This is a genomic window from Pseudomonas sp. UBA6699 (assembly GCF_002454615.1).
Classification (GTDB): domain Bacteria; phylum Pseudomonadota; class Gammaproteobacteria; order Pseudomonadales; family Pseudomonadaceae; genus Aquipseudomonas; species Aquipseudomonas juntendi.
In genome coordinates, this window is record NZ_DKJF01000023.1 from 171,474 (window position 1) to 194,661 (window position 23,188).

General features: G+C 64.9%; 19 protein-coding genes and 1 pseudogene. 6 read left to right on the forward strand and 14 right to left on the reverse strand.

Going from position 1 to position 23,188, the window contains the following annotated elements; genetic code table 11:
* Positions 1 to 49 precede the first annotated feature (49 nt).
* From B3361_RS05480 to mobA, 7 genes are all read right to left on the reverse strand, one after another.
* Positions 50 to 1,066, reverse strand: a complete 1,017-nt coding sequence (locus tag B3361_RS05480) for an ABC transporter permease (RefSeq protein ID WP_054904460.1) — start codon at positions 1,064 to 1,066, stop codon at positions 50 to 52.
* Positions 1,066 to 2,124: a microcin C ABC transporter permease YejB gene (locus tag B3361_RS05485; protein ID WP_054904459.1), complete on the reverse strand. Its 1,059-nt coding sequence runs from the start codon at positions 2,122 to 2,124 to the stop codon at positions 1,066 to 1,068. Before B3361_RS05485 ends, B3361_RS05480 begins: the two co-directional genes overlap by 1 nt.
* Positions 2,121 to 4,049, reverse strand: a complete 1,929-nt coding sequence (locus B3361_RS05490; RefSeq protein ID WP_414708838.1) for an extracellular solute-binding protein — start codon at positions 4,047 to 4,049, stop codon at positions 2,121 to 2,123. Before B3361_RS05490 ends, B3361_RS05485 begins: the two co-directional genes overlap by 4 nt.
* An 11-nt stretch (positions 4,050 to 4,060) precedes the next feature.
* Entirely contained in the window at positions 4,061 to 4,342 is a 282-nt protein-coding gene (locus tag B3361_RS05495; protein ID WP_009686645.1) for a peptidylprolyl isomerase, read from the reverse strand.
* Positions 4,343 to 4,422: 80 nt separating this feature from the next.
* Entirely contained in the window at positions 4,423 to 5,484 is a 1,062-nt protein-coding gene (locus tag B3361_RS05500; RefSeq protein ID WP_054904457.1) for a 3-deoxy-7-phosphoheptulonate synthase, read from the reverse strand.
* Positions 5,485 to 6,052: 568 nt separating this feature from the next.
* Complete coding sequence (locus B3361_RS05505) at positions 6,053 to 6,361, reverse strand: hypothetical protein (RefSeq protein WP_029884859.1); 309 nt, start codon at positions 6,359 to 6,361, stop codon at positions 6,053 to 6,055.
* Between the two features lie 122 nt (positions 6,362 to 6,483).
* On the reverse strand, positions 6,484 to 7,074 hold the full coding sequence (gene mobA, locus B3361_RS05510) for a molybdenum cofactor guanylyltransferase MobA (protein WP_054904455.1): 591 nt from the start codon (positions 7,072 to 7,074) through the stop codon (positions 6,484 to 6,486).
* A 186-nt stretch (positions 7,075 to 7,260) separates the two neighbouring features.
* Between mobA and B3361_RS05515 the strand changes: the two genes are divergently transcribed.
* Positions 7,261 to 7,572 carry an HU family DNA-binding protein gene (locus tag B3361_RS05515; RefSeq protein WP_054904454.1) on the forward strand — a complete coding sequence of 104 codons (312 nt, stop codon included), beginning with the start codon at positions 7,261 to 7,263 and terminating at the stop codon, positions 7,570 to 7,572.
* 27 nt (positions 7,573 to 7,599) lie between these two features.
* Here B3361_RS05515 and B3361_RS05520 read toward each other — a convergent pair whose 3' ends face one another.
* Complete coding sequence (locus B3361_RS05520; protein WP_286920129.1) at positions 7,600 to 10,725, reverse strand: efflux RND transporter permease subunit; 3,126 nt, start codon at positions 10,723 to 10,725, stop codon at positions 7,600 to 7,602.
* Positions 10,726 to 10,736: 11 nt separating this feature from the next.
* A complete protein-coding gene (locus B3361_RS05525) occupies positions 10,737 to 11,912 on the reverse strand; it encodes an efflux RND transporter periplasmic adaptor subunit (protein WP_054904452.1) in 1,176 nt (391 codons plus the stop codon).
* 271 nt (positions 11,913 to 12,183) lie between these two features.
* Between B3361_RS05525 and B3361_RS05530 the strand changes: the two genes are divergently transcribed.
* The 4 genes from B3361_RS05530 (at position 12,184) to ilvA (ending at position 16,441) form a co-directional block, all read left to right on the forward strand.
* Positions 12,184 to 12,885 (forward strand): response regulator transcription factor, encoded by a 702-nt coding sequence (locus B3361_RS05530; RefSeq protein WP_009686653.1) that lies wholly within the window; start codon positions 12,184 to 12,186, stop codon positions 12,883 to 12,885.
* A gap of 6 nt (positions 12,886 to 12,891) precedes the next feature.
* Complete coding sequence (locus B3361_RS05535; RefSeq protein WP_029884853.1) at positions 12,892 to 14,190, forward strand: ATP-binding protein; 1,299 nt, start codon at positions 12,892 to 12,894, stop codon at positions 14,188 to 14,190.
* A gap of 79 nt (positions 14,191 to 14,269) precedes the next feature.
* Positions 14,270 to 14,701 (forward strand): PACE efflux transporter, encoded by a 432-nt coding sequence (locus tag B3361_RS05540; protein ID WP_054904450.1) that lies wholly within the window; start codon positions 14,270 to 14,272, stop codon positions 14,699 to 14,701.
* 180 nt (positions 14,702 to 14,881) lie between these two features.
* Entirely contained in the window at positions 14,882 to 16,441 is a 1,560-nt protein-coding gene (gene ilvA, locus B3361_RS05545) for a threonine ammonia-lyase, biosynthetic (protein ID WP_286920130.1), read from the forward strand.
* A 44-nt stretch (positions 16,442 to 16,485) separates the two neighbouring features.
* Here the strand turns inward: ilvA and B3361_RS05550 are convergent, their stop codons facing one another.
* The 4 genes and pseudogenes from B3361_RS05550 to B3361_RS24000 form a co-directional block, all read right to left on the reverse strand.
* Positions 16,486 to 17,334 (reverse strand): ABC transporter permease, encoded by an 849-nt coding sequence (locus B3361_RS05550; protein ID WP_054904449.1) that lies wholly within the window; start codon positions 17,332 to 17,334, stop codon positions 16,486 to 16,488.
* The gene (locus B3361_RS05555) at positions 17,331 to 18,347 is read right to left on the reverse strand and encodes an ABC transporter substrate-binding protein (RefSeq protein WP_054904448.1); all 1,017 of its coding nucleotides are present in this window, start codon (positions 18,345 to 18,347) and stop codon (positions 17,331 to 17,333) included. The genes B3361_RS05550 and B3361_RS05555 overlap by 4 nt, the downstream gene beginning before the upstream one ends.
* Positions 18,348 to 18,422: 75 nt before the next feature.
* The gene (locus B3361_RS23995; RefSeq protein ID WP_370593759.1) at positions 18,423 to 19,178 is read right to left on the reverse strand and encodes a methyl-accepting chemotaxis protein; all 756 of its coding nucleotides are present in this window, start codon (positions 19,176 to 19,178) and stop codon (positions 18,423 to 18,425) included.
* A gap of 102 nt (positions 19,179 to 19,280) precedes the next feature.
* Positions 19,281 to 20,567, reverse strand: a pseudogene (locus B3361_RS24000) (HAMP domain-containing protein); the annotation flags it as partial.
* Positions 20,568 to 20,804: 237 nt separating this feature from the next.
* Here B3361_RS24000 and B3361_RS05565 point away from each other — a divergent pair.
* On the forward strand, positions 20,805 to 22,124 hold the full coding sequence (locus B3361_RS05565; RefSeq protein ID WP_054904446.1) for a Na+/H+ antiporter family protein: 1,320 nt from the start codon (positions 20,805 to 20,807) through the stop codon (positions 22,122 to 22,124).
* A gap of 13 nt (positions 22,125 to 22,137) precedes the next feature.
* Here the strand turns inward: B3361_RS05565 and B3361_RS05570 are convergent, their stop codons facing one another.
* Positions 22,138 to 23,145: a FecR family protein gene (locus B3361_RS05570; protein WP_054904445.1), complete on the reverse strand. Its 1,008-nt coding sequence runs from the start codon at positions 23,143 to 23,145 to the stop codon at positions 22,138 to 22,140.
* Positions 23,146 to 23,188 lie beyond the last annotated feature (43 nt).

Consider the following 23,188-nt stretch of genomic DNA (forward strand, 5'->3'; position numbering starts at 1 on the left):
AAAAGTCCTGAATACGTTGTTTGCCCGCGCCGGCACCTTGCCTGAAACGTCAGCCCTTCGGGTCAAACGCCTGCCGCAAGGCATCGCCGATGAACACCAGCAGCGACAAGATCAGCGCCAGGGCAAAGAACGCGGTAAAGCCCAGCCACGGTGCCTCCAGGTGTTGCTTGCCCTGGGTCACCAACTCCCCCAGCGAGGCGCTGCCCGCGGGCATGCCGAAACCGAGGAAGTCCAGCGCGGTCAGCGTGGTGATGGCCCCGGTGAGCATGAACGGCACGTAGGTCAGTGTGGCATTCAAGGCATTGGGCAAGATATGCCGAAGCATGACCTGGCTGTCTGGCAAACCCAGCGCCCGGGCTGCCTTGACGTATTCCAGGTTGCGCCCCCGCAGGAACTCGGCCCGTACCACGTCGACCAGGGTCAGCCATGAAAACAGCGCCATGATCCCCAGCAGCCACCAGAAATCCGGCTCGACGAACCCGCTGAGGATGATCAGCAGGTACAACACCGGCAGCCCGGACCATACCTCCAGCAGGCGCTGGCCGAACAGGTCGACCCAGCCGCCGTGGTAGCCCTGCAGGGCGCCTGCCGTCACCCCGATGACCACGCTGATCACGGTCAGGGCAAAGGCAAACAGCAAAGACACCCGCGTGCCATACAGCACCCGGGCCAGCACATCACGGCCCTGGTCATCGGTACCCAGCCAGTTGCTGCTGCTCGGTGGGCTGGGCGTGGGGACCTGCAAGTCGTAGTTCGGGGTGTCGGCGCTGAACGGGATCGGTGCGAACAGCATCCAGCCGCCCTGGTCCTCGATCAGCTTGCGCACGTAGGCGCTGCGGTAGTCGGGCTGGAACGGCAACTGGCCGCCAAATTGCTGCTCGGTATAACGCTTGAGCGCCGGTACGTACAGTTCGCCCTGGTAGCCCAGCAGCAACGGCTTGTCGTTGGCCACCAGCTCGGCGCTCAGGCTCAGCGACAGCAGGGCGGCGAATACCCACAGCGAGACCCAGCCCAGGCGGTTGCGGCGAAAGCGTTGCAGGCGCCGGCGCGCCACAGGCGACAGCATCAGTGCGCCCTCGTGTCGAAGTCGATGCGTGGGTCCAGCAAGGTGTAGGCCAGGTCGCCGATCAGGCGGATCAGCAGCCCTGCCAAGGTGAAGATGAACAATGTGCCGAAGACGATAGGGTAGTCGCGGGACACGGCGGCGTCGTAGCTCATGCGGCCCAGGCCATCCAGTGAGAAAATCACCTCGATCAGCAGCGAGCCGGCAAAGAACACGCTGATCAGTGCCTGTGGCAGCCCGGCCACCACCAGCAGCATGGCGTTGCGCAATACATGGCCGTAGAGCACCCGCCGCTCACTCAGGCCCTTGGCGCGGGCGGTGACCACGTACTGGCGCGAAATTTCGTCGAGGAAGGCATTCTTGGTCAGCAAGGTGAGGGTGGCGAACCCGCCGATCACCAGGGCGCCGACGGGCAGTACCAGGTGCCAGAAGTAGTCGGCCACCTTGCCGAGCAGGGTCAGCTCGTCGAAGTTGTCGGAAACCAGGCCGCGCACCGGAAACCAGTTCAGCGAAGTGCCGCCGGCAAATACCACGATCAGCAACAGGGCGAACAGGAACGAGGGCAGGGCGTAGCCGACCACGATCAGTGCGCTGCTCCAGGCATCGAAGTGGCTACCGTGGCGCACCGCTTTGCGAATGCCCAGGGGGATGGACACCAGGTAGATGATCAGCGTGGCCCAGAAGCCCAGCGACAGGGTGACCGGCAGTTTGTCGAGGATCAGGTCGGTGACCTTGGCACCGCGGAAGAAGCTGTTGCCGAAGTCCAGCCGGGCATACTGGCCCAGCATCAGCCAAAGGCGCTCGGGCGCAGACTTGTCGAAGCCGTACTGGCGCTTGATCTCTTCGATCAGTCTGGGGTCGAGCCCGCGGGTGGCGCGTGATTCACCGTGCACAACCTCCGAGCGCGCACCGGGGGCGCCACCGCCGATGCCTTGCAGGCGCGCCACGGCTTGTTCCACCGGGCCGCCTGGCGCGGCCTGTACGATGAAGAAGTTGACCAGCAGAATCGCCAGCAAGGTCGGAATGATCAGCAGCAGGCGGCGCAACAGGTAGCGGGTCATGGGGCGGCCTTCCGGCGTATGGCCATCTGTTCATTGGTCAGCGCGGTTGGGCTGATCTCCCACCACGTGTCCAGGCCTTCATCGTAGGTGGCCTGAACCTTGGGCAAGCCGAAGCGGTTCCACCAGACGGTGGAGCTGCCTGGCGGGTAGTAGTTGGGGATCCAGTAGTAATTCCACTGCAGCACCCGGTCCAGGGCGTGAGCGTGGCGCAGCATGTCGGCCTCGCTGGCAGCGCGTACCAGGCCGTCGATCAGGTGGTCGACGGCCGGGTCCTGCAGCACCATCAGGTTGTTCGAACCGGGGTCGTGGGCAGCGGCCGAGCCGAAGTAGTTGTACAGCTCGGCACCCGGTGAAAGCGTCACCGGGTAGCCGGTCACGACCATATCGTAGTCACGGGCCATCAGCCGGTTGACGTACTGCGCCGAGTCGACGTTACGGATGTTCAGGGTAACGCCGATCTGTGCCAGGTTGCGCTTCCAGGGCAACAGCAGGCGCTCCATGCCGGCCTGGCCGTTGAGGAAGGTGAACGCCAGTGGCTCACCTTCGCGGTTGACCAGGCGGTCGCCATCGGCATGCCAGCCGGCCTGCTGCAGCAGGACCAGGGCTTGCAACTGCTGGGCGCGGATGATTCCCGAGCCATCAGTGACCGGTGCCGTGAACACGTGGTCGAAGACTTCCTGCGGCACCTGGCCACGCAGCGGTTCGAGCAGTTTCAGCTCGCCGGCATCGGGTAGCTGGCGGGCGGCCAGCGGTGTATTGGAAAACACGCTCTGCTGGCGGATGTACAGGTTGCGCATCATCTGCCGGTTGCTCCACTCGAAGTCCCAGAGCATGCCCAGTGCCTGACGTACACGGCGGTCCTTGAACTGCGGCCGGTCCAGGTTGAACACGAAGCCCTGGGCTACCTGCGGTTTGGCCGGGCCCAGGTGGGCCCGTTGCAGGCGACCGTCGTCCAGTGTGGCGCCGTTGTAACCCAGGGTGTAGGCGGTTGCGGAGAACTCGCGGTTGTAGTCGTAGCCCCCGCCCTTGAGCACCTGGCGCGCCACCTCGGTGTCGCCGAAGTACTCGATGCGCAGTTTGGCGAAATTGTAGCGGCCACGGCTGGCCGGCAGGTCACGGGCCCACCAGGTGGGGTCACGCTCGAAGGTGATGCTGCGGCCATTGTCGATCTGGCCGATGCGGTAGGGCCCACTGCCGACCGGTTTGTCGAAGCCGGCCCCGTTGGCGAAATCGCGTTGCTGCCAGTCGTGCTCGGGCAGCACGGGCAAGCTGGCCAGGTCCAGCGCCAGGGTACGGCCGTGCCCGGGCTTGAAGTCGAAGCGGATGCTGCGCGGGCCTTCCACGGTCACCGCGCTGACGTTGGCGAACTGGGTGCGGTAGGTCAGGCTGCCTTTGCTCATCAGCAGGTCGTAGGTGAAGCGCACGTCTTCGGCGCGCACCGGCTTGCCGTCGGCAAAGGTCGCCCGTGGGTCGATATCGAAACGCAGCCAGGCGTCATCCGGGCCACGCTCCATGCGCCGGGCGATCAGCCCATAGACGGTGTAGGGTTCGTCGAATGAGCGCACGGCCAGGGGTGCGAACAACAGGCCATCGACCTGGCTGACACCAATACCTTTGTCGATGTACGGCAGGATATGGTCGAACTGGCCAATCTCGATGGCCGAGCGGCGCAGCATGCCGCCCTTGGGGGCGCTGGGGTTCACATAGTCGAAATGCTGGAAACTGGCGCCGTAGCGGGGGGCTTCGCCGTACACCGTGAGGGCATGGGTGGGGGCGGCCAGGGTATCGAGGGCGAAACAAAGCAGCAACAGGCACCACAACCTATGCAGAAGCGGGTTACCCCGCGAATACGCCCGAGCATGCAGCCTCGTTGCCTGAGCTGACGTATTCGCGTGTGAACCCGCTGCCACCGGGGGCATGAACAGCTGTTGGCTGCTTAGTCCTGACGGCTGGTGACTTCCAGCAGGTGGTAGCCGAACTGGGTCTTTACCGGGCCTTGCACGGTATTCACAGGTGCGCTGAACACCACGGTGTCGAATTCCTTGACCATCTGGCCTGGGCCGAACGAACCCAGGTCACCGCCCTGGCGGCTGGACGGGCAGGTGGAGTTGGCTTTGGCGATTTCAGCGAAATCGGCACCGGCTTCGATCTGGGCTTTCAGTTCGTTGCACTTGTCTTCGCTGGCAACGAGGATGTGACGGGCGGTTGCACGGGCCATGGGTACTGCTCCTTGGGGTAAAAAGTGCAAGCCTAGCGCACTTGTCCGGGGTATGTCTCGCCAGGCTTGCAACCATCGGCTCACAGTTGTTGTGCGGCTTCGCGCAACAGCGTTTCGGTCGAGGCCCAACCCAGGCAGCCGTCGGTGATCGACACGCCGTACTTCAGGGCGCCCTTGCCCAGCGCCTGGCAACCGTCGAACAGGTGGCCTTCGATCATCACGCCGACCAGCGAGCGGTCGCCGCTCAGGCGTTGCGCCAGCACCTCATTGAACACCGCAGGCTGGCGCGCTGGGTCCTTGCCGCTGTTGGCATGGCTGCAATCGACCATGATCCGCGGCTGCAAGCCAGCCTTGGCCAGCGCCTGGCGGGCGAGGGCAATGCTAGGGGCATCGTAGTTGGGCCCTTTGTGGCCGCCGCGCAGTACCAGGTGGGTGTCGGGGTTGCCCAGGGTTTCGATGATCGCCGGGTGGCCTTGCGCGTCCAGGCCGAAGTGGCGGTGCGGGTGTGCGGCGCTGCGCATGGCGTCGCTGGCTACGGCAATACCCCCGTCGGTGCCGTTCTTGAAGCCCACCGGCAGCGCCAGGCCACTGACCATTTCGCGGTGGATCTGCGATTCGGTGGTACGCGCGCCGACCGCAGCCCAGGCCAGCAGGTCGTCGAAGTAGCCCGCGGCCAGCGGTTGCAGCAACTCGGTGGCGATGGGCAGGCCGCGCTCGATCATGCTAAGCATCAGCCCGCGAGACAGGGCGATGCCGGCATGCATGTCGTCGCTGCCATCCAGGTGCGGGTCATACGCCAGGCCTTTCCAGCCCACCGTGGTACGCGGTTTTTCGACGTAGGCGCGCATCACCAACAGCAGCTTGTCGTCGACGTCGCGGCTGAGGGCGGCCAGGCGGTCGGCGTATTCCAGCGCGGCGCGCGGGTCGTGGATCGAGCACGGGCCGACGATCACCAGCAGGCGCTGATCGTGGCCTTCGAGGATGTTGCGTATAGCCTGGCGGTGGGCATGTACTTGCTGGGCCAGGTCTGTGGCGAGCGGCATTTGCTGTTTAAGCAGGTGCGCACTGGGGAGGCGCTGGCTGACTGCGGTGTTGGCCGCTTGCGGCTGGGTCAGGGGCAGGGCGAGGCTGGAGGCGTGCATGGCATTTTTCCCTGGGCGGACGGCGGGGGCTGGCCCGCTCGGTCGGCCCTATCGAGGTGTTCGACAGATCGTTGAATTACTGTTGGCTGCTGCATTGCCACCTGTGCAAGACCGATCGGAGGCGGCTGGCTGGCCCGAGCGGGATTGGCTAAATCGCCAGGTGTAGGTGTCGGCGTAGTAATAGGTGGCGTAGTTCATGAAGCGGTCCTCAATGTGAATCAATGGTTTTTTCAAAGGCCTGAAACGCAAAACCCCCGGTCGGGGAGCCGACCGGGGGTTTGAGTATTCTCATGTTCGGCGGCCCCTCGAAGGTGGGCGCCGTGCAGGTATCGGCGCCTAGTGGCTAAACCAATACCCGAAGTAATAGCTTGCTGGAGCTACGCAGCCGGCAACGGCCAGCACAGGGCGCGGTTGGCGACCGGTGTGGTTGGCGAGGTGGCGGATGTGTGTTGGCATGTTGCTCTCCAGTGAATGAGCCCGAGCTTACTGCAGTTCGGCTGGGCCATTCAATGGATAAATACTATGTGTCCAATCATTTATTTGTGTACTGAATGGTTAAACGGCCCTGTCAACGGCTGTCCTGATCTTCAGCGGTACCACCGCTGGCGCCGGCACCCGAGCCCGTAGCCTCGCCGGTGCTGTTGGAGCCGCCCGTGGCGCCATCGGCGGCATCGGTGCTGCTGCCGGTGTCGCTGCTGTCATTGCTTTTGCCGCTGCCAGGGGTGTTGACGCTGCTGCCCTCACCGGCAGTCTTGCCGCCAGATTGGTCGGTTTGTGGGTGGCTGTCGGTGTTGGTGGCCGTGGCGGCGAAGCTGGTGCCAGCGAGTGGGGTCAGCGCCAGTGCCAGGCACAGGGAGAGCGGGCGAATGCGGATCATGGGATATCTCCATCGTGCGGATGATCTGTCATTCGTTTGGCCTGGTGAACCGGGCTGGGTGCCGTTCGGGCGACGAGCGGTAAGCGCAACGAGCGATGGGGGCCGCTGCGCCGGGCCGGCGATCAGCGAGGTTGCGCGTATTCCTGCAGCAGCTCGGGGCTGTTGAAGTTGCTCAAGCGGCGATCGTCTGCACTGCACTCAAGCGCTTGCACCTTGGCGCGCAACAGGGCCTTCTGCAAGCTCCGCTCACCCTCGGCCCAGGCTTGCTCCAGCACCGGCAGCAACCGGCGCGGCAGTACGCTGAACATCGGCTGCCAGTAGCCGCCCTGGTGCGCCATCGCGGCACTGTCATTGGCCGCAGCAACCCGCAGCAGGTCTTCGATCAGTGCGCGGTCGACCAGCGGTGCATCGCAGGCCAGCACCACCACCCATGCATGCCGCGCCACCTTGAGCCCGGCAATCACCCCCGCCAGAGGCCCGGGGAAGTCGTTGTCGGCATCGCCCACCAACTGGTCGGCATACACCCGGTAGGCCTGCTGGTTGCGGTTGCAGGAAATCACCAGGTCGTCAGTCAGGGGCCGCAGCACGCGATGGATTGCGGCCACCAGTGGCTCGCCCTGCCAGCTGATCAAGCCCTTGTCACGGCCGCCCATACGCTGCCCGCGGCCTCCCGCGAGGATCAGGGCAGAGCAGGTGAGCAATTGTTCAGTCATTGGCTAAAGTCCGAGGCAGGTACGCAGGCAACCCTCACACGCACGACAGCGGTTGTCCAGCGGACGTGAACGCGGGGCCAGGACACTGACATTTTTGCCAGTTGTGCCCGCCGCTGCTTATCCCTTGAATAGGGCTGCAGCCTTGCCCTCGCAATGAGGGCAAGCCAGATTCCCAGGAGAAGGCAATTGAACAAAGCGCAACTTATTGAACAGGTAGCAGCGCGCGCCGAACTCAGCCAGGCGATGGCCAAAAAGGCAGTCGATGCCTTCATCGACGGGATCAAGGCGTCGCTGAGCACACACACGCCTGTCGCTTTGGTGGGTTTCGGCAGGTTCGAGACTGCCCGAAGGCCAGCGCGGGTCGGCAGGGACCCGCGGTCTGGCAAACCGTTGAAGATTCCGGCGGCGATGACGGTCAAGTTTCGAGCTGGCAAGGCCCCCAAGGACGCCGTCAGATTAAACGGGGAGGCCGACGCCAAGACCAAACCCCGCAAGTGAACGCAGAGGGTCCCTGGGGACCCTCATTCAGGGGCTGTCGTGCAGCGCCTCGCCGGCCGTTGCGGTTTTGCGCGTGCCAGCCAGCCGCATCACGCTGACGAAGAACACCGGCACGAATACCACCGCCAACGTTGCGCTCAGCATGCCGCCGATAACCCCGGTGCCGATCGCCTGTTGGCTCGCCGAGCTGGCACCGCTGGCGATCGCCAAGGGCACCACGCCGAGGATGAACGCCAGCGATGTCATCACGATCGGCCGCAGGCGCAGGCGGGCGGCCTGTACGGCGGCATCGGCGGCGTCCACGCCTTGGTCGACCAGGTGCTTGGCGAACTCGATGATCAGAATGGCGTTCTTCGCCGACAGGCCAATCAAGGTGATCAGGCCGACCTTGAAGAACACGTCGTTGGGCATGCCCCGCAGGGTTACCGCCAGGACCGCACCCAGCACGCCGAGCGGCACTACCAGCAGCACTGCGGTGGGTATCGACCAGCTCTCGTACAGCGCAGCCAGGCACAGGAACACCACCAGCAGCGACAGCGCCATCAACATCGGCGCCTGGCTGCCGGACAGGCGTTCTTGCAGCGACAGGCCGGTCCATTCCAGGCCGGCACCGGCGGGCAGTTGCGCCACCAGGCGCTCGATTTCGGCCATGGCTTCGCCCGAGCTGTAGCCGGCGGCCGGTTCGCCGGAAATCGACACCGCCGGGTAGCCGTTATAACGCGTCAGTTGCACCGGGCCGCTGACCCATTTGGCCTGGACGAACGCGGCCAACGGCACCATCTTGCCGCTGCTGTTGCGCACATGCATGTTCAGCAGGTCTTGCACCTGGCTGCGCTGGTCGCCTTCGGCCTGCACCACCACGCGCTGCATGCGGCCCTGGTTCGGGAAGTCGTTGACGTAGCTGGAGCCCACTGCCACGTCGAGTACCGAGCCGATATCGGCAAACGTCACGCCCAGGGCATTGGCCTGGCGGCGGTCGATCTCCAGCTGCACCTGCGGGCTTTCCGCCAGCGAGGCTTCGCGCACGTTGCTCAGTACCTTGCTCTTGCCGGCCTGCTCGAGCAGCTGGTCACGCGCCGCCATCAGCGCGCGGTGGCCCATGCCATCCCGGTCCTGCAGGCGGAACTCGAAGCCGGTCGACTCGCCAAGCCCGTCGATGGGCGGCGGCAGCACGGCGTAGGCCACCGCATCCTTGAGTTGCGTGAAGGCCTGGTTGGCGCGCTCGGCAATCGACTGGGCAGTGTGTTCGGCACCGCGCTCGGACCAGTCCTTGAGGGTGGTGAAGGCCAGCGCAGCGTTCTGCCCGCTGCCCGAGAAGCTGAAACCCAGGATCAGTGTGGTGTTGCCGACCCCCGGTTCTTCACTGTTGTGCGCCTCGATCTGGGCGGCCACCTGTTCGGTGCGCATGCGGCTGGCGCCCGGCGGCAGCTGGATGTCCGTAATGGTGTAGCCCTGGTCTTCGGTGGGCAGGAACGCCGTGGGCAGCTGGCTCAAGCCATAGCCCAATACCCCCAGCAGCAGCGCATACAGCAACAGGTAGCGCCCGCTGCGTTGCAGCGCTTGCATGACCCAGCGCTGGTAGCCATCGCTCATGCCCTCGAAACGGCGGTTGAACCAGCCGAAGAAACCCTTGCGTGCATGCTGTTCGCCCTTGGCCACAGGCTTGAGCAGCGTGGCGCACAGTGCCGGGGTCAGGCTGAGGGCGAGGAAGGCCGAGAACAGGATCGATACCGCCATGGCGACCGAAAACTGTTGGTAGATCACACCCACCGAACCTTGCATGAAGGCCATGGGCAGGAACACCGCCACCAGTACCAGGGTGATGCCGATGATCGCGCCGCTGATCTGGCTCATGGCCTTGCGCGTGGCTTGCCGGGGCGGCAGGCCTTCTTCGGCCATGATGCGTTCGACGTTTTCCACCACCACGATGGCGTCATCGACCAGGATGCCGATGGCCAGCACCATGCCGAACAGGGTCAGCACGTTGATCGAGAAACCCAGCGCCAGTATTACGGCGAAGGTGCCCATCAGTGCCACCGGTACCACCAGGGTCGGGATCAGCGTGTAGCGCAGGTTCTGCAGGAACAGGAACATCACCGCGAACACCAGCAGCATGGCTTCGAACAGGGTACTGATGACCTGCTCGATCGACACCTTGACGAACGGCGAGGTGTCGTAGGGGATGTCGTACCTGACCCCCTCGGGGAAGTAGCGCGCCAGGTCCTGCAGTTTCGCCCGTACCAGGGTGGCGGTCTGCATGGCATTGGCGCCCGGTGCCAGTTGCACGCTGAAGGCCGTGGCCGGCTTGCCGTTCAAGCGGGTGCCGTACTGGTATTCCTGTGCGCCGACTTCCACCCTGGCGACATCGCCAAGGGTGACCACGGAGCCGTCGGGGTTGGCGCGCAGCACAATGGCGGCGAACGCTTCCGGCGTGCTCAGCTGGCCTTTGACCACCACGTTGGCCGTGATTTCCTGAGTGCTGCGGCTGGGCAGGTCGCCAATGCTGCCAGGGGCTACCTGGGCGTTCTGGCCGGCGATGGCGTCGGCCACGTCGTTGGGCGTGAGGTTGAAACCGACCAGTTTGCGCGGGTCGATCCAGATGCGCATGGCCCGTTCCGAGCCATACAGCTGGGCCTTGCCGACGCCTTTGAGGCGGCGTATTTCATCCATCACGTTACGCGCCAGAATGTCCGACAGGGCGGTTTCGTCGAGTTTGCCGTCTGTGGAGGTGAGGGTGGCCAGCAGCAGAAAGCCGGTGGACACCTTCTCGACCTGCAGGCCCTGCTGGGTGACCGGCCGCGGCAGGCGGGACTCGACCACCTTCAGGCGGTTCTGCACGTCGACCTGGGCCAGGTCCGGGTGGGTGCCCGGGGCGAAGGTGGCGGTAATGGTGGCGCTGCCCAGGCTGCTCTGGGATTCGAAGTACAGCAGGTTGTCGGCGCCGTTGAGTTCCTGTTCGATCAGGCTGACCACGCTTTCGTCCATGGTGGCTGCCGAGGCGCCGGGGTATACGGCGTAGATCTCGACCTGCGGCGGTGCCACGTTGGGGTATTGGGCCACCGGCAGTTGCGGGATGGCCAGCGCGCCGGCCAGCAGGATGAACAGCGCGACCACCCAGGCGAATACCGGGCGGTCGATGAAGAATTGTGGCATGGGTCAGGCCCTCACTGGCCGTTGTGCTGTACGATGGGCGGCGTTTCTGGGCTGGGGTCGACCTGCACCTGGTCGCCGGCCTTGACGTGCTGCAGGCCCTCGATGACCACGCGCTCACCAGCGGCCAGGCCGGCGCTGACGATCCAGCGGTCGCCCAGGGTATTGCCCAGCACCACCTCGCGCTCGCTCACCCGCGCCTGCGGGTCGACCACCAGTACCTTGGGCTCCCCGGCGCTGTCACGCAGAATGGCGCGCTGCGGCACACTCAGGCCATGGGGTTGCACGGCCTGCTCGAGGCGCACGCGCACGTAGCTGCCGGGCAACAGGTCCAGGTCCGGGTTGGGGAACTCGCTGCGCAGGGTGATCTGGTTGGTGCTGGGGTCGACGCTGATGTCGGAGAACAGCAATTTGCCCGGCAGTGGGTAGGCGCTGCCATCGTCCTGGATCAGCGTCGCCCGGGCCTGACCGTCGCCCACCTGCTGCAGCTCGCCCGCGCGCAAGGCGCGGCGCAGGGCATTGAGCTCGCGGGTGGATTGGGTGACATCGGCGTGGATCGGGTCCAGTTGCTGGATGGTCGCCAGCGGGGTGCTCTCGTTTTGCCCGACCAGCGCGCCTTCTGTGACCTGGGCACGGCCAATTCGCCCGGAGATGGGCGCGGTGACCGTGGCATAGCCGAGGTTGAGGCGTGCGCGCGCCAGTGCCGCCTTGGCTTCGGCTACGGCGGCATCGGCCTGCAGCAGGCTGGCCTTGGCATTGTCGTATTCCTGGCGGCTGACCGCCTTGTCGTCGACCAGCTGGCGGTAGCGCTGCTCTTGCAGGCGGGCCTGGTAGCGAGTGGCTTCCGCCTTGGCCAAGGTTGCGCGGGCACTGTCGTGGTCGGCTTTGAACGGCGCCGGGTCGATCAGGAACAGCACATCGCCTTGCCTGACGTCACTGCCTTCGCGGTACACCCGCTTGAGCACCACGCCGGCGACCCGCGCGCGCACTTCTGCGGTACGCGGGGCCAGGATGCGGCCACTGAGTTCGCTGCTGATGGCCAAGGGCTGCAGTTGCAGGGTTTCCACCCGTACTTGCGGGGTGGGCGCCTGTTCGTCTTGCTCGGCGCTGTTGCCGCAGCCGGCCAGGGACAGGCTCAGAAACGCCAGAAGCGCCACTGGGCGCAGGCGAAGGGAGAGGGTAGTAGGCATGCGGATCTTCCGATGATGACGGGGTATATGCTACGGCAGGCATTGCTGGGCGGCTGTTAATACCTGTAGGGCGAGTGTGAAAAAATGTAAAGAATAAGCCTGTGGTGTTGCAGTGTTCTATATCCTGAGTATTCCTGTGCCGGCTTCTTCGCGGGCTTGCCCGCTCCCACAAGGACCGCACAGTATCTGAAATCTGTGCTGTACCTGTGGGAGCGGGCAAGCCCGCGAAGAGGCCGGCAAGGCCCAACACAACCTAGATTCCCAAGCACCTATGCCGAATATTCTCCTGGTCGAAGACGACAGCGCCCTGTCCGAGTTGATCGCCAGCTACCTGCAACGCAACGACTTCCACGTCCAGGTGATCGCCCGCGGCGATCATGTGCTGGACGAGTACCGCCGGCAAAAGCCCGATCTGGTCATTCTCGACCTGATGCTGCCGGGCCTCGATGGCCTGCAGGTCTGCCGCCTGTTGCGCCAGGAATCGCAAGGCTTGCCGATCCTGATGCTGACCGCCCGTGACGACAGCCACGACCAGGTACTGGGCCTGGAAATGGGTGCCGACGACTATGTGAGCAAACCCTGCGAGCCCCGTGTGCTGCTGGCGCGGGTGCGTACCTTGCTGCGCCGCAGCAGTGTCAACGAGCCACGGCTGGACCACGACCTGATCGTGATCGGCGGCCTGCGCATCGACCTGGCCGAACGCACGGTCAGCTGGCGCGGCGACGAAGTGGAGTTGTCCAGCGGCGAGTACAACCTGTTGGTGGTGCTGGCGCGCAACGCCGGCGAAGTGCTGAACCGCGACCGCATCCTGCAGCAACTGCGGGGCATCGAATTCAATGGCACCGACCGCTCGGTGGACGTGGCCATTTCCAAGCTGCGGCGCAAGTTCGACGACAACGCCGGTGAAGCGCGCAAGATCAAGACCGTATGGGGCAAGGGCTATCTGTTCAGCCGCGTCGAGTGGGAGTGCTGACCGGCCATGCTCAAGATCCTGGTGCGGCTGTACCTGGTGATCATCATTGCCTATGCCGGTGCGCTGCTGCTTATCCCCGACAGTATCGTCGGCCTGTTCCATGACCGGTTCATGGCCTACAACCTGGACCAGGCCAAGGGTGTGCAGTCGATGGTCGTGCGCCAGTTCCGCCAGGCGCCGCGCGAGCAGTGGCCAGCGGTAGCGCAGGAGCTGGCCGGTGATTTCGCACCGCTGCAACTGCGGCTGTTGCCCATGGACCAGGCGGGCCTGAGCGACCAGGAGCAGGCGCGCCTGGCGCAGGGGCTGCACGCGGTACGCATTGGCGAGTGGGGCTATTACGAAACCGTGCTGGCCCCCTTGGACAAACAGTGGCTGGTAGAGCTGCATTCGCCGCCCGACCCGTTCGACATCAACGTATTGTCCTGGGGGGTGACCGTCTTGATCGGTGCCGCCATGCTCGGCTGCCTGCTGCTGTGGGTGTGGCCGCACTGGCGTGACCTGGAGCGCCTGAAGGAAACCGCACGGCGCCTGGGCCAGGGGCACATGGCCGAGCGTACGCACATCTCGCCGCACTCCAACATCGGTGAGCTGGCCGGGGTGTTCGATACCATGGCCAGCGACCTTGAGCGGCACGTCAACCAGCAACGCGAGCTGCTCAATGCGGTGTCGCACGAGCTGCGTACGCCGTTGACCCGGCTCGACTTCGGCCTGGTGCTGTTGTTCGACGAAGTGCCGCCAGCCAGCCGCAAGCGCTTGCTGGAACTGGTTGGCCATGTGCGCGAGCTGGATGAGCTGGTGCTGGAATTGTTGTCGTACAGCCGGCTGTACAACGCCGACCAGGCCCGCGAGCGGGTCGAGGTGTCGTTGCTGGAACTGGTCGACAGCGTGCTGGGGGGCTTCGCCGAGGAGCTCGATGGCCGTGGCATCCAGTGGGAAGTTCGCGCCGAAGGCGAGCTACCCCGCTTTGTGCTGGACCCGCGGCTTACCGCCCGGGCTGTGCAGAACCTGGTGCGCAATGCCATGCGTTACTGTGACCAGAGCCTGTTGCTGCGCTTGTGCCTGGACCAGGACGGCGCGTGCCTGTTGACGGTGGAAGACGACGGTATCGGCATTCCGGTAGCGGAGCGGGAGCGGATCTTCCAGCCGTTCTACCGGCTGGACCGCAGCCGTGACCGGAACACCGGTGGTTTTGGCCTGGGCTTGGCGATCAGCCGGCGTGCGATCGAGGGCCAGGGCGGTACGTTGACTGTCGCACAGTCGGCGCTGGGCGGGGCGCAGTTCCGCATCCGCTTGCCTGCCCGTTAGCAGGCGGCAGGGGCGTACAGGCTTTTTCTTCTCGGCCAGTTCTTGTAGGTTTACAGTTCTTCAAGCCAGGGAGCTGAACATGCAAGGCAAGGCACGCAAGATCGTTCAGGCCATTCTTTACGAGGCCTTCGCCGTCGCCTGCGTGGCCCCGGCACTGGCGTTGGCGTTCGGCGCCGGCATGGCGCAATCCACAGTGCTGTCGGTGCTGATGTCAGGCATCGCCATGAGCTGGAACATGGGTTACAACTGGGTGTTCGAGCGCTGGGAGGCGCGCCAGCAGCGGCGTGAACGTACGTTCACCCGGCGCCTGCTGCACGCTCTGGGTTTCGAGGGTGGGTTGGTGCTGATCCTGCTGCCGCTGGTGGCCTACTGGCTGAACGTCAGTCTGTGGGCGGCGCTGCTCACCAACCTGGCATTGTTCGTGTTCTTCTTCGTCTACGCCTTCGTGTTCCAGTGGGGCTTCGACAAAGTGTTCGATGTGCCGCTGTCGGCGCAGCAAGCCAAGTGTTGACGTGAGCCTGCGCGGCAGGCTAAGTTCCTGGCCTATGAACACCTACCTGCACGTGAACGCCATTATTATTACCGCCATTATCAGCTTGGCGGGCTAGCGCGTACGTGCACCGAACCCGCCCTGGAGGCGGGTTTTTTCTCTCTGACTCCTGGGCAACGTAAAAACGCCAAGGAGTCATCGATGACCAGCTTCAGCACCCACCGTACCCCAGCAACCCCCCAGCAACTGCTGTCGGAGCATGTGCGGCGCATTCTTGCCGCGCCGGTGTACGACCTGGCTATCGAAACGCCGCTGCAAGCTGCCCCGGCCTTGTCTGCCCGCCTGGGTAACCAGGTGTTGCTCAAGCGTGAAGACCTGCAGCCGACTTTCTCGTTCAAGATCCGCGGTGCCTACACCCGCCTGTCGCGGCTTGGCACCGCGCAACGCGAGCGCGGGGTCATCACGGCGTCGGCGGGCAACCATGCCCAGGGCGTGGCCCTGGCAGCTGCGCACCTGGGCATGCAGGCCACCATCGTCATGCCCACCACCACACCGTCGTTGAAGGTGGAGGGGGTGCGCTCGCGCGGTGGCCGTGTGGTGCTGCACGGCGAGAGCTTCCCGCATGCCCTGGCCCATGCCTTGAAACTGGCCGACCAGGCCGGCGCCACCTTCGTGCCGCCGTTCGATGACCCCGATGTCATCGCTGGCCAGGGTACGGTGGCCATGGAAATACTGCGCCAGCACCCGGGTGCGCTGGACGCCATCTTCGTGCCGGTGGGCGGCGGTGGCCTGATCGCCGGTATCGCCGCCTACGTGAAGTACCTGCGCCCCGAAGTGAAGGTGATTGGCGTCGAGCCGGCCGACTCCAATTGCCTGCAAGCGGCCATGGCTGCAGTGGAGCGGGTGGTCCTGCCGCAGGTGGGCAGCTTTGCCGATGGGGTGGCGGTGGCGCAGGTCGGCGCGCATTGTTTCGAGTTGTGCCGGCATTTCGTCGACGAGGTGCTGACGGTGAGCAGTGACGAGCTGTGCGCAGCGATCAAGGATATCTACGATGACACCCGTTCCATCACCGAGCCTTCCGGCGCATTGGCGGTGGCCGGGATCAAGCAGTATGTGGCGCAGCACGGTGCACAAGGGCAGACCCTGGTGGCGATCGATTCCGGCGCCAACGTCAACTTCGACCGTTTGCGCCATGTGGCCGAGCGCGCCGAACTGGGCGAGCAGCGCGAGGCAATCATTGCGGTGACCATCCCGGAGCAACCCGGCAGCTTCCGGGCGTTCTGCCAGGCACTGGGCAAACGCCAGATCACCGAGTTCAACTACCGCTACTACCCCGGCCAGCAGGCGCGCCTGTTCGTCGGGGTGCAGACCCACCCGGTGCACGACCCGCGCAAGCAACTGCTGGCCAGCCTGGCTGGGCAGGGTTACGCCGTACAGGACCTGACCGACAACGAGTTGGCCAAGTTGCATGTGCGCCATACCGTGGGCGGTCATGCCGCCTCAGGGGCTGCTGAGCGGGTGCTGCGCTTCGAGTTCCCGGAGCGGCCAGGGGCGTTGTTGGGCTTTCTGGAGCGCTTGGGCAAGCACTGGAACATCAGCCTGTTCCATTACCGCAACCATGGCGCGGACCTGGCCCGGGTGCTCGCCGCCCTGGAAGTGCCGGCGCAAGAGCTGGCGGGCTTGCCGACGGCGCTGGATGCCATGGGCTACCAGTACTGGGATGAGACCGACAACCCGGCCTACACACTGTTCCTGGGCTGAGCCGGGGTTGGCGGGTACGCGGTCAAGCGGCCCCGCCGCGCCGTTCAGCGCGCACCGCGCCCGTAGGCCTGGCTGATGCGGTCGATAACCATGGCCAGGGCGACGATCGCCAGCCCGGCTTCCACACCCTGGCCTACGTTCAAGGTCTGGATACCGGCCAGCACATCCTCACCCAAGCCGCGCGCGCCGATCATCGACGCCACCACCACCATCGACAAGGCCATCATCACCGACTGGTTCAGCCCGGCCATGATGCTGGGCAGCGCCAGCGGCAGGGCTATGCGCCGCAACCGCTGCCAGCGGCTGGCGCCCAGCCCATGGGCGGCCTTGAGCAACGACGGGTCGATCTGGCTCAGGCCCAGCTGGGTCAGGCGCACCAAGGGTGGCAGGGCATAGATCAGGGTGGCGAATACAGCCGGCACCTTGCCCAGCCCAAACAGCATCAGCACCGGGATCAGGTACACGAACGCCGGCAGTGTCTGCATCACATCCAGAACCGGCAGCAACAACCGCCTGGCCAGTGGCCGGGCGGCCAGCAGGATGCCCAGCGGTACGCCAACCAGTATGCACAAACCCGTACTCACCAGCACCAAGGCCAGGGTCTGCAGCAGTTTGTCCCACAGCCCGAGCATGCCGATCAGTGCCAGCAGGGCCACCAGCACCACGCTGCGCAGCAGGCTGCGGCTGGCGTGCCAGGCCAGCAGGCCGACCATCGCCAGCAGCAGCCACCAAGGCACCAGGCGCAGCAGGTTCTCCAGCCCGACCAGCACCTGCAGCAACTGGTCGGACACGTTGCGCAAGTGGTCGCCGTAGTGCAACACCAGCCAGTCGACCACGCGGTTGACGCTGTCAGCGATGGAAAACTGCAAGGCTTGAGGGAAACCGTCGCTCACAGGCTGGCCTCGACCTTGGCGGCGATATCGGCGGGCAGCCAGGCCTTCCATACCTCGCGGTTATCGCGCAGGAAGGCCAGCGCGGCTTCGCGCGGTGGCGTGCGCTTTTCACTCATGTTCGCCAGCGCCTGGTTCAGGCGCTGGATTGGCAAGTCGACCTGCTCGAAGACACGCACAAGGTCTGGATAGCCATCGCGAAACGCCTTGGACACCCCGATCGACAATTTCGCCGGAAGTGACTGGCTGCCTTGGGGGTTGGGGTTGCTTGCATCGGTGAGGGTGGCCCAGGCGTTGGCATCGAACGGGGGTTCTTGCAGGCGTACGAGCTTGTAACGGCCCATGAGGGGGGTAGGGTTCCAGTAGTAGAACAGCACGGGCTGGCCACGGCGGATGGCCGAGGTGATTTCAGCATCCATGGCGGCACCGGAGCCACTGCGGAAGTTGGTGTACAGCTCATTCAAACCGTAGGCCTTGAGCTTCTGGCTGTTCACGGTTTCGGAGGTCCAGCCGCTGGGGCTGTTGAGGAAGCGGCCTTTGTCGGGCGACTCGGGGTCGCGAAACACCTGCGGGTAGCGCTTGAGGTCCTGGACTTGGCGCAGGTCGGGGGCACTGGGCTTGATGCCACGGGCAGGATCGCCCTCGATCACATAGGCCGGCACCCACCAGCCTTCTTCGGCATTTTTTACCGTGTCGCCCAGGGCGAACACCTGGCCGGCCTGCTCGGCCTTGACCCAGGCGGGGCTGCGCCCGGCCCACTCCTCGGCGATGACCTGAAGGTCGTTACGTGCCAGCGCCACCTCCATGCTGACCGTGCTGCCGGGCAGGGTGTCGGTGGGGTAGCCGTAGCCGCGCTCGACAATCAGCCGCAATATCTCGGTGGTGAGTGCGCCGCTTTCCCAGCTGATGGCGCCGAAATGAATGGGGGCGGGCTGGTCGGCCGCTGCTGCGCTATCGGTGCTGGCCAGGCCAACCGTCAGCAGCAGCCCGGCCAGGAGCGCGGGGATTGTTTTCATGTGCACCTCGTCGTCGACAGTGCGGCAAGTGTAGACGACGAGGTTGCCCTGGGGGCCACTGGCGCCCCCAATGCTTCAGACGCGGAACTGGTCCATCAGCGCCTGCTGCTGGTTGGCCAGGCTGTTCAGCGACTGGCTGACCCGGGCTGACTCATTGGCCTGGCCGGACAGCGATTCGGTCACGTCACGAATGGTGGCCACGTTGCTGTTGATTTCCTCGGCCACCGCGCTTTGTTCCTCGGCGGCCGAGGCAATCTGCAGGTTCATGTCGGTGATCACCGTCACCGCCTGGCCGATGCGCTGCAGCGCGGTCACCGCCTGGCCGACCTGCTCGACACCGCCCTGCGCCTGGCGGTGGCTCTGGTCCATGGCGCCGACCACTTCGCGGGTGCCGTTCTGCAGCGCCTCGATCACCTGGCGGGTTTCTTCCACCGACTCCTGGGTGCGTTGGGCGAGGTTGCGCACCTCGTCCGCAACCACCGCAAAGCCCCGGCCGGCCTCGCCGGCGCGTGCTGCCTCGATGGCGGCGTTGAGCGCCAGCAGGTTGGTCTGTTCGGCAATCGAGCGGATCACTTCCAGCACCGAACCGATCTTCTCGCTGTTCTGTGCCAGGCCCTCGACCTCGGCCATGGCATCGCTCATGTTGGCGGCCAGGGCGTCGATGCTGCTGGTGGTCCGATCGATCACCGCCAGGCCTTCCCGGGTGGCCTGGTCGGCATCGCGTGCCGCCTGGGCGGCCTGGGCGGCGCTGCGTGCCACATCCTGGGCGGTGGCGCTCATTTCGTGCGAAGCGGTGGCTACCTGGTCGACCTGGCGGTACTGCTGCTCCATGCCGGCGCTGGTTTCAGTCGCGATCGCCGAAGACTGGTCGGCGGTACCCCGGGCGGCCTGCACCGAGCGTTTCACCTCGGCGATGGTCGGTTGCAGCTTGTCGAGAAAACGGTTGAACCAGCCGGCCAGTTCACCGAGTTCGTCCTGCTTCTGGTAAGCCAGGCGCCGGGTGAGGTCACCTTCGCCGCTGGCGATATCCTTGAGCATGGCGGCCACGCCAAGAATCGGCCGGGTGACCCCGCGCGCCATCAGCCATACCAACAGCAGGCCGGCGATCGCGGCAGCCAGGCCCAGGCCGAGTTCCAGCAAGGTTCCGCTGGTGTTCAGTGTGTCCAGTTCCTGCTTCAGTGCTTCAGCGGGGCCGGTCAGGGCATTTTCCGGCACATCCAGCAACACGCCCCAGGGCTGGGCATCAGGGATTGGCCGGAACGCGGCAAGCACTTTCAGGCGCTGCTGGTCATGCAGAATGCTCAGCTTGCCAGCGGCCAGCCTGCGCACCAGTTCGGCGCCATGGGCCGGGTCGACCTGGTCGACGCGCTGGGCCAGCTTGCTGGCGTCGGCGCTGTAGCCGGCCAGCAAGCCGACCGGGCTGAGAATGCCGACCCGGGTGCGGCCCTCGTACAGGTTGCGGCTGGCCTCTTCGCTGAGTGCCTGCAGGCTGTTGAGGTTGATGTCGATGGACAGCGTGGCGATGATCTTGCCATTGACCGTCAGCGGGAAAACGATACTGGTCATCAGCACTTGCTGGCCGTCGATGGCATAGAAGTACGGCTCCACCACGCACACCTTGCCGGTAGTGCGCGGGCATACCCACCAGGTGTTGGCCGGCTGGCCACTGGGGCCGATCTCGGTGTTGGCCATGTCATGTTCAGGCAGTGCCATGGCCGTCAGCTGGCCGGCACGCGGCTGCGACCAGTACAGGGCGAAGCGCCCGGTCTCGTTGCTGCCCAGTTCCGGTTTGTCGGCGAACAGGTTGTCCTTGTTGTCCAGTGCATTGGGCTCGAACACCAGCGACAGGCCAAGCAGGTCGGGGTTGGCCTGCAAGGCGGCGCGTACCTGGCGCGTCATGTCCTCGCGCAGGTCGAAGGCATCGAGAAAGCGCTTTTCGGCCTGTTCGCGCAGGAACAGCACCTGGCGGGCGAAACCGGCACCGTACTGGTAGGCGTCCATGAACTGGCGGCGAATGTTCAACGCCTGTACTTCACCTTGCGACTCGATGCGCGACTGCGCCGCCTCGGTCAACATCTGCATGCTGCTGGCCTTGACCAGGTCCGAGCTGTGGTCCATGCGGTACAGCGACAGGCCGACGAGCAGGGTGACGATGCTGGCCAGGCAAAGGCCGGCGAGCAGGGTGATCTTCCACTGGATGGAGAGTTGTCGCAAAGGCATGGGGCGGTTCCCTTTTTCAATGCAGTAAGGGTTATGGCTTTGGGCAGGGTGGGCAGGTCGTGGGGGCAGGCAAGTGGCCCCAACATCACCGTATCGGCGCTGTAGGATTTTTCTTTATTCAAACATTCAATTTAAATTTGTCCCCGGTGAAATCCGCCGCAACCTGGCAATTTTGACATCTGCCGCCCACTGCTTCAGAGTTCGCGCTTTTTTCTGTCGTAAAGAGGTAAGCCCACCATGAATGCAGTGATCGCCGCGGTCGGCATCATGCTGATACTCAGCCTGTCCCGCGTGCACGTGGTCATCGCCCTGATCATTGGCGCCCTCGTCGGCGGCCTGACCGGTGGCCTGGGAATGGAAGGCACGCTCAAGGCCTTCAACGGCGGCCTCGGTGGTGGCGCCACGGTGGCCTTGTCCTATGCATTGCTGGGCGCCTTTGCCGTGGCGATCGCCAAGTCCGGCCTGGCCCATGCCCTGGCCGACCGCGCCCTGGCCATGATCGACCGCCAGGGCCATGCCAATGCTGGCAAGCTCAAGTGGCTGATGATCGGCCTGATGCTGGCGGTGGCGGTGTCGTCGCAGAACATCCTGCCCATTCACATCGCCTTCATCCCGCTGCTGGTGCCGCCGCTGCTGTATGTGCTGACCCGCCTGCGCATCGACCGGCGGCTCATCGCCTGCGTGATCACCTTCGGCCTGATTACCCCCTACATGTTCCTGCCGGTGGGCTTTGGCAACATTTTCCTCAACGAAATCCTGTTGGCCAACGTGGCCCGCGCCGGTGTCGACGTGAGCGGCGTCAACGTCACCCACGCCATGGCGATCCCGGCTGCCGGCATGCTTGTCGGCCTGTTGCTGGCCGTGTTCGTCAGCTACCGCAAGAAACGCGACTACGACCTGGCACGCATTGCCCAGGTGGAGCAGGTGAGCGTGCAGTACAACCCGGTGACGCTGCTGGTGGCCGGGCTGGCGATTGCGGCCGCGTTCATCGTGCAACTGCTGCTCGATTCGATGATCATCGGCGCCATGGTCGGCTTTCTGATCTTCTCGTTGTCGGGCATCGTCAAGTGGCGCGACACCGACGACCTGTTCACCGAGGGCATGAAGATGATGGCCATGATCGGCTTCATCATGATCGCCGCCTCGGGCTTTGCCGAGGTGATGAAGGCCACGGGCGAGGTGAACAGCCTGGTGCAGGCTTCGGCGCAGTGGATCGACCACAGCAAGGGCGTAGGTGCCTTGCTGATGCTGTTGGTGGGGCTGCTGGTGACCATGGGCATCGGTTCGTCGTTTTCCACCGTGCCGATCCTGGCTGCGATCTTCGTACCACTGTGCGTCCAACTGGGCTTCGACCCGCTGGCCACGGTATGCATCGTCGGCACTGCCGGTGCCCTGGGTGATGCTGGCTCGCCGGCGTCGGACTCCACCCTGGGCCCGACCTCCGGGCTTAACGTGGATGGCCAGCACCACCACATCTGGGACACCGTGATCCCCACCTTCATCCATTACAACCTGCCGTTGCTGGCGTTCGGCTGGCTGGCGGCCATGACTTTGTAAGGCGGGGCGGGCGTCAGCCTTTGCCAGGCGGCGGCGAAATGCGGTTGAGCACGGTGCTGCCGTCCTTGCTGCGGGTCAGGTAGACCGGCAGCACCTTGGGCAGGTTGTTGACCAGGCGTTCCACCTCGCGGGTATTGTAGACACCGCTGATGCGGATGCGCCCGGTGCTGGCATCGGCCAGCCGCAACGGCGCGTCGAGGTAGCGGTTGATCACCGGTAGTGCCTGTTCCAGGCTGAGGTTGTCGAGCACCAGCTTGCCGCTGCGCCAGGCCAGGCTATTGCCAACGTCGCCGCTCTGTTCCAGTTGCGGTTCGAAGTCGCCCTTGTGGTAGCTGGCCTGCATGCCAGGGCCAAGGCGATAGCCGCCGGCGCTGCCGTCGCTGGAGACCAGCACCGAACCTTCCAGCAACGTGACCTTGACCTGATCACGATACTTCCACACGTTGAACTGGGTGCCGGTCACGCGCGTCTGGCCGCGGCCGGCGCGCACGATGAACGGATGGCTGCTGTCGTGCCAGACCTTGAAGAACGCTTCGCCACGCTTGAGTGTGACCTGGCGCTGGTCCTTGTAATTGAGGAAGGTCAGCTCGCTGTGCAGGTTGAGTTGCACCTGGCTGCCGTCGCTCAGGACCACGCTCTGCATGTGGTCAGTCGCTTCGAAGTGCTGGTAGCGATTGGGCAACCAACCCTGTTCCCAGCCGAACCAGCCCGCCAGTGGCAGCACGGCCAGGGCGATGGCGGCGGCAGAAGCCAGGGGGCGCCAGTTACGCCGGCGCCTGATGGCGATGGCCGCTGGGTTGACGTCCATGATCGTGGCGGTGCGCGGCAGCAGGTCGGCGGTTTGCCAGATTTCCAGCATGGCCTGGTACTCATCGGCATGCCTGGGGTCGGCCGCCTGCCAACGCAGGAATGCCTCGCGCTCGGCCGCCGTGCAATCCTCTGCATGCAAGCGCATGCACCAATGCGCGGCGGCGTCGGTGATCGCATCGTCAGGGGCGGGCTTGAGGCGGTCTTGGTTCATTGCGGCTCCGGGTTTTGCGCATTCTACCCTTGCGCATGGGCCC

Excerpts from the sequence above, each read along its gene's own strand:
- B3361_RS05480 (WP_054904460.1), bottom strand. The coding sequence starts at position 1,066 with ATGCTGTCGCCTGTGGCGCGCCGGCGCCTGCAACGCTTTCGCCGCAAC.
- B3361_RS05485 (WP_054904459.1), bottom strand. The coding sequence starts at position 2,124 with ATGACCCGCTACCTGTTGCGCCGCCTGCTGCTGATCATTCCGACCTTG.
- B3361_RS05495 (WP_009686645.1), bottom strand. The coding sequence starts at position 4,342 with ATGGCCCGTGCAACCGCCCGTCACATCCTCGTTGCCAGCGAAGACAAG.
- B3361_RS05500 (WP_054904457.1), bottom strand. The coding sequence starts at position 5,484 with ATGCACGCCTCCAGCCTCGCCCTGCCCCTGACCCAGCCGCAAGCGGCC.
- B3361_RS05505 (WP_029884859.1), bottom strand. The coding sequence starts at position 6,361 with ATGATCCGCATTCGCCCGCTCTCCCTGTGCCTGGCACTGGCGCTGACC.
- mobA (WP_054904455.1), bottom strand. The coding sequence starts at position 7,074 with ATGACTGAACAATTGCTCACCTGCTCTGCCCTGATCCTCGCGGGAGGC.
- B3361_RS05520 (WP_286920129.1), bottom strand. The coding sequence starts at position 10,725 with ATGCCACAATTCTTCATCGACCGCCCGGTATTCGCCTGGGTGGTCGCG.
- B3361_RS05525 (WP_054904452.1), bottom strand. The coding sequence starts at position 11,912 with ATGCCTACTACCCTCTCCCTTCGCCTGCGCCCAGTGGCGCTTCTGGCG.
- B3361_RS05530 (WP_009686653.1), top strand. The coding sequence starts at position 12,184 with ATGCCGAATATTCTCCTGGTCGAAGACGACAGCGCCCTGTCCGAGTTG.
- B3361_RS05535 (WP_029884853.1), top strand. The coding sequence starts at position 12,892 with ATGCTCAAGATCCTGGTGCGGCTGTACCTGGTGATCATCATTGCCTAT.
- B3361_RS05540 (WP_054904450.1), top strand. The coding sequence starts at position 14,270 with ATGCAAGGCAAGGCACGCAAGATCGTTCAGGCCATTCTTTACGAGGCC.
- ilvA (WP_286920130.1), top strand. The coding sequence starts at position 14,882 with ATGACCAGCTTCAGCACCCACCGTACCCCAGCAACCCCCCAGCAACTG.
- B3361_RS05555 (WP_054904448.1), bottom strand. The coding sequence starts at position 18,347 with ATGAAAACAATCCCCGCGCTCCTGGCCGGGCTGCTGCTGACGGTTGGC.
- B3361_RS23995 (WP_370593759.1), bottom strand. The coding sequence starts at position 19,178 with ATGGAGCAGCAGTACCGCCAGGTCGACCAGGTAGCCACCGCTTCGCAC.
- B3361_RS05565 (WP_054904446.1), top strand. The coding sequence starts at position 20,805 with ATGAATGCAGTGATCGCCGCGGTCGGCATCATGCTGATACTCAGCCTG.
- B3361_RS05570 (WP_054904445.1), bottom strand. The coding sequence starts at position 23,145 with ATGAACCAAGACCGCCTCAAGCCCGCCCCTGACGATGCGATCACCGAC.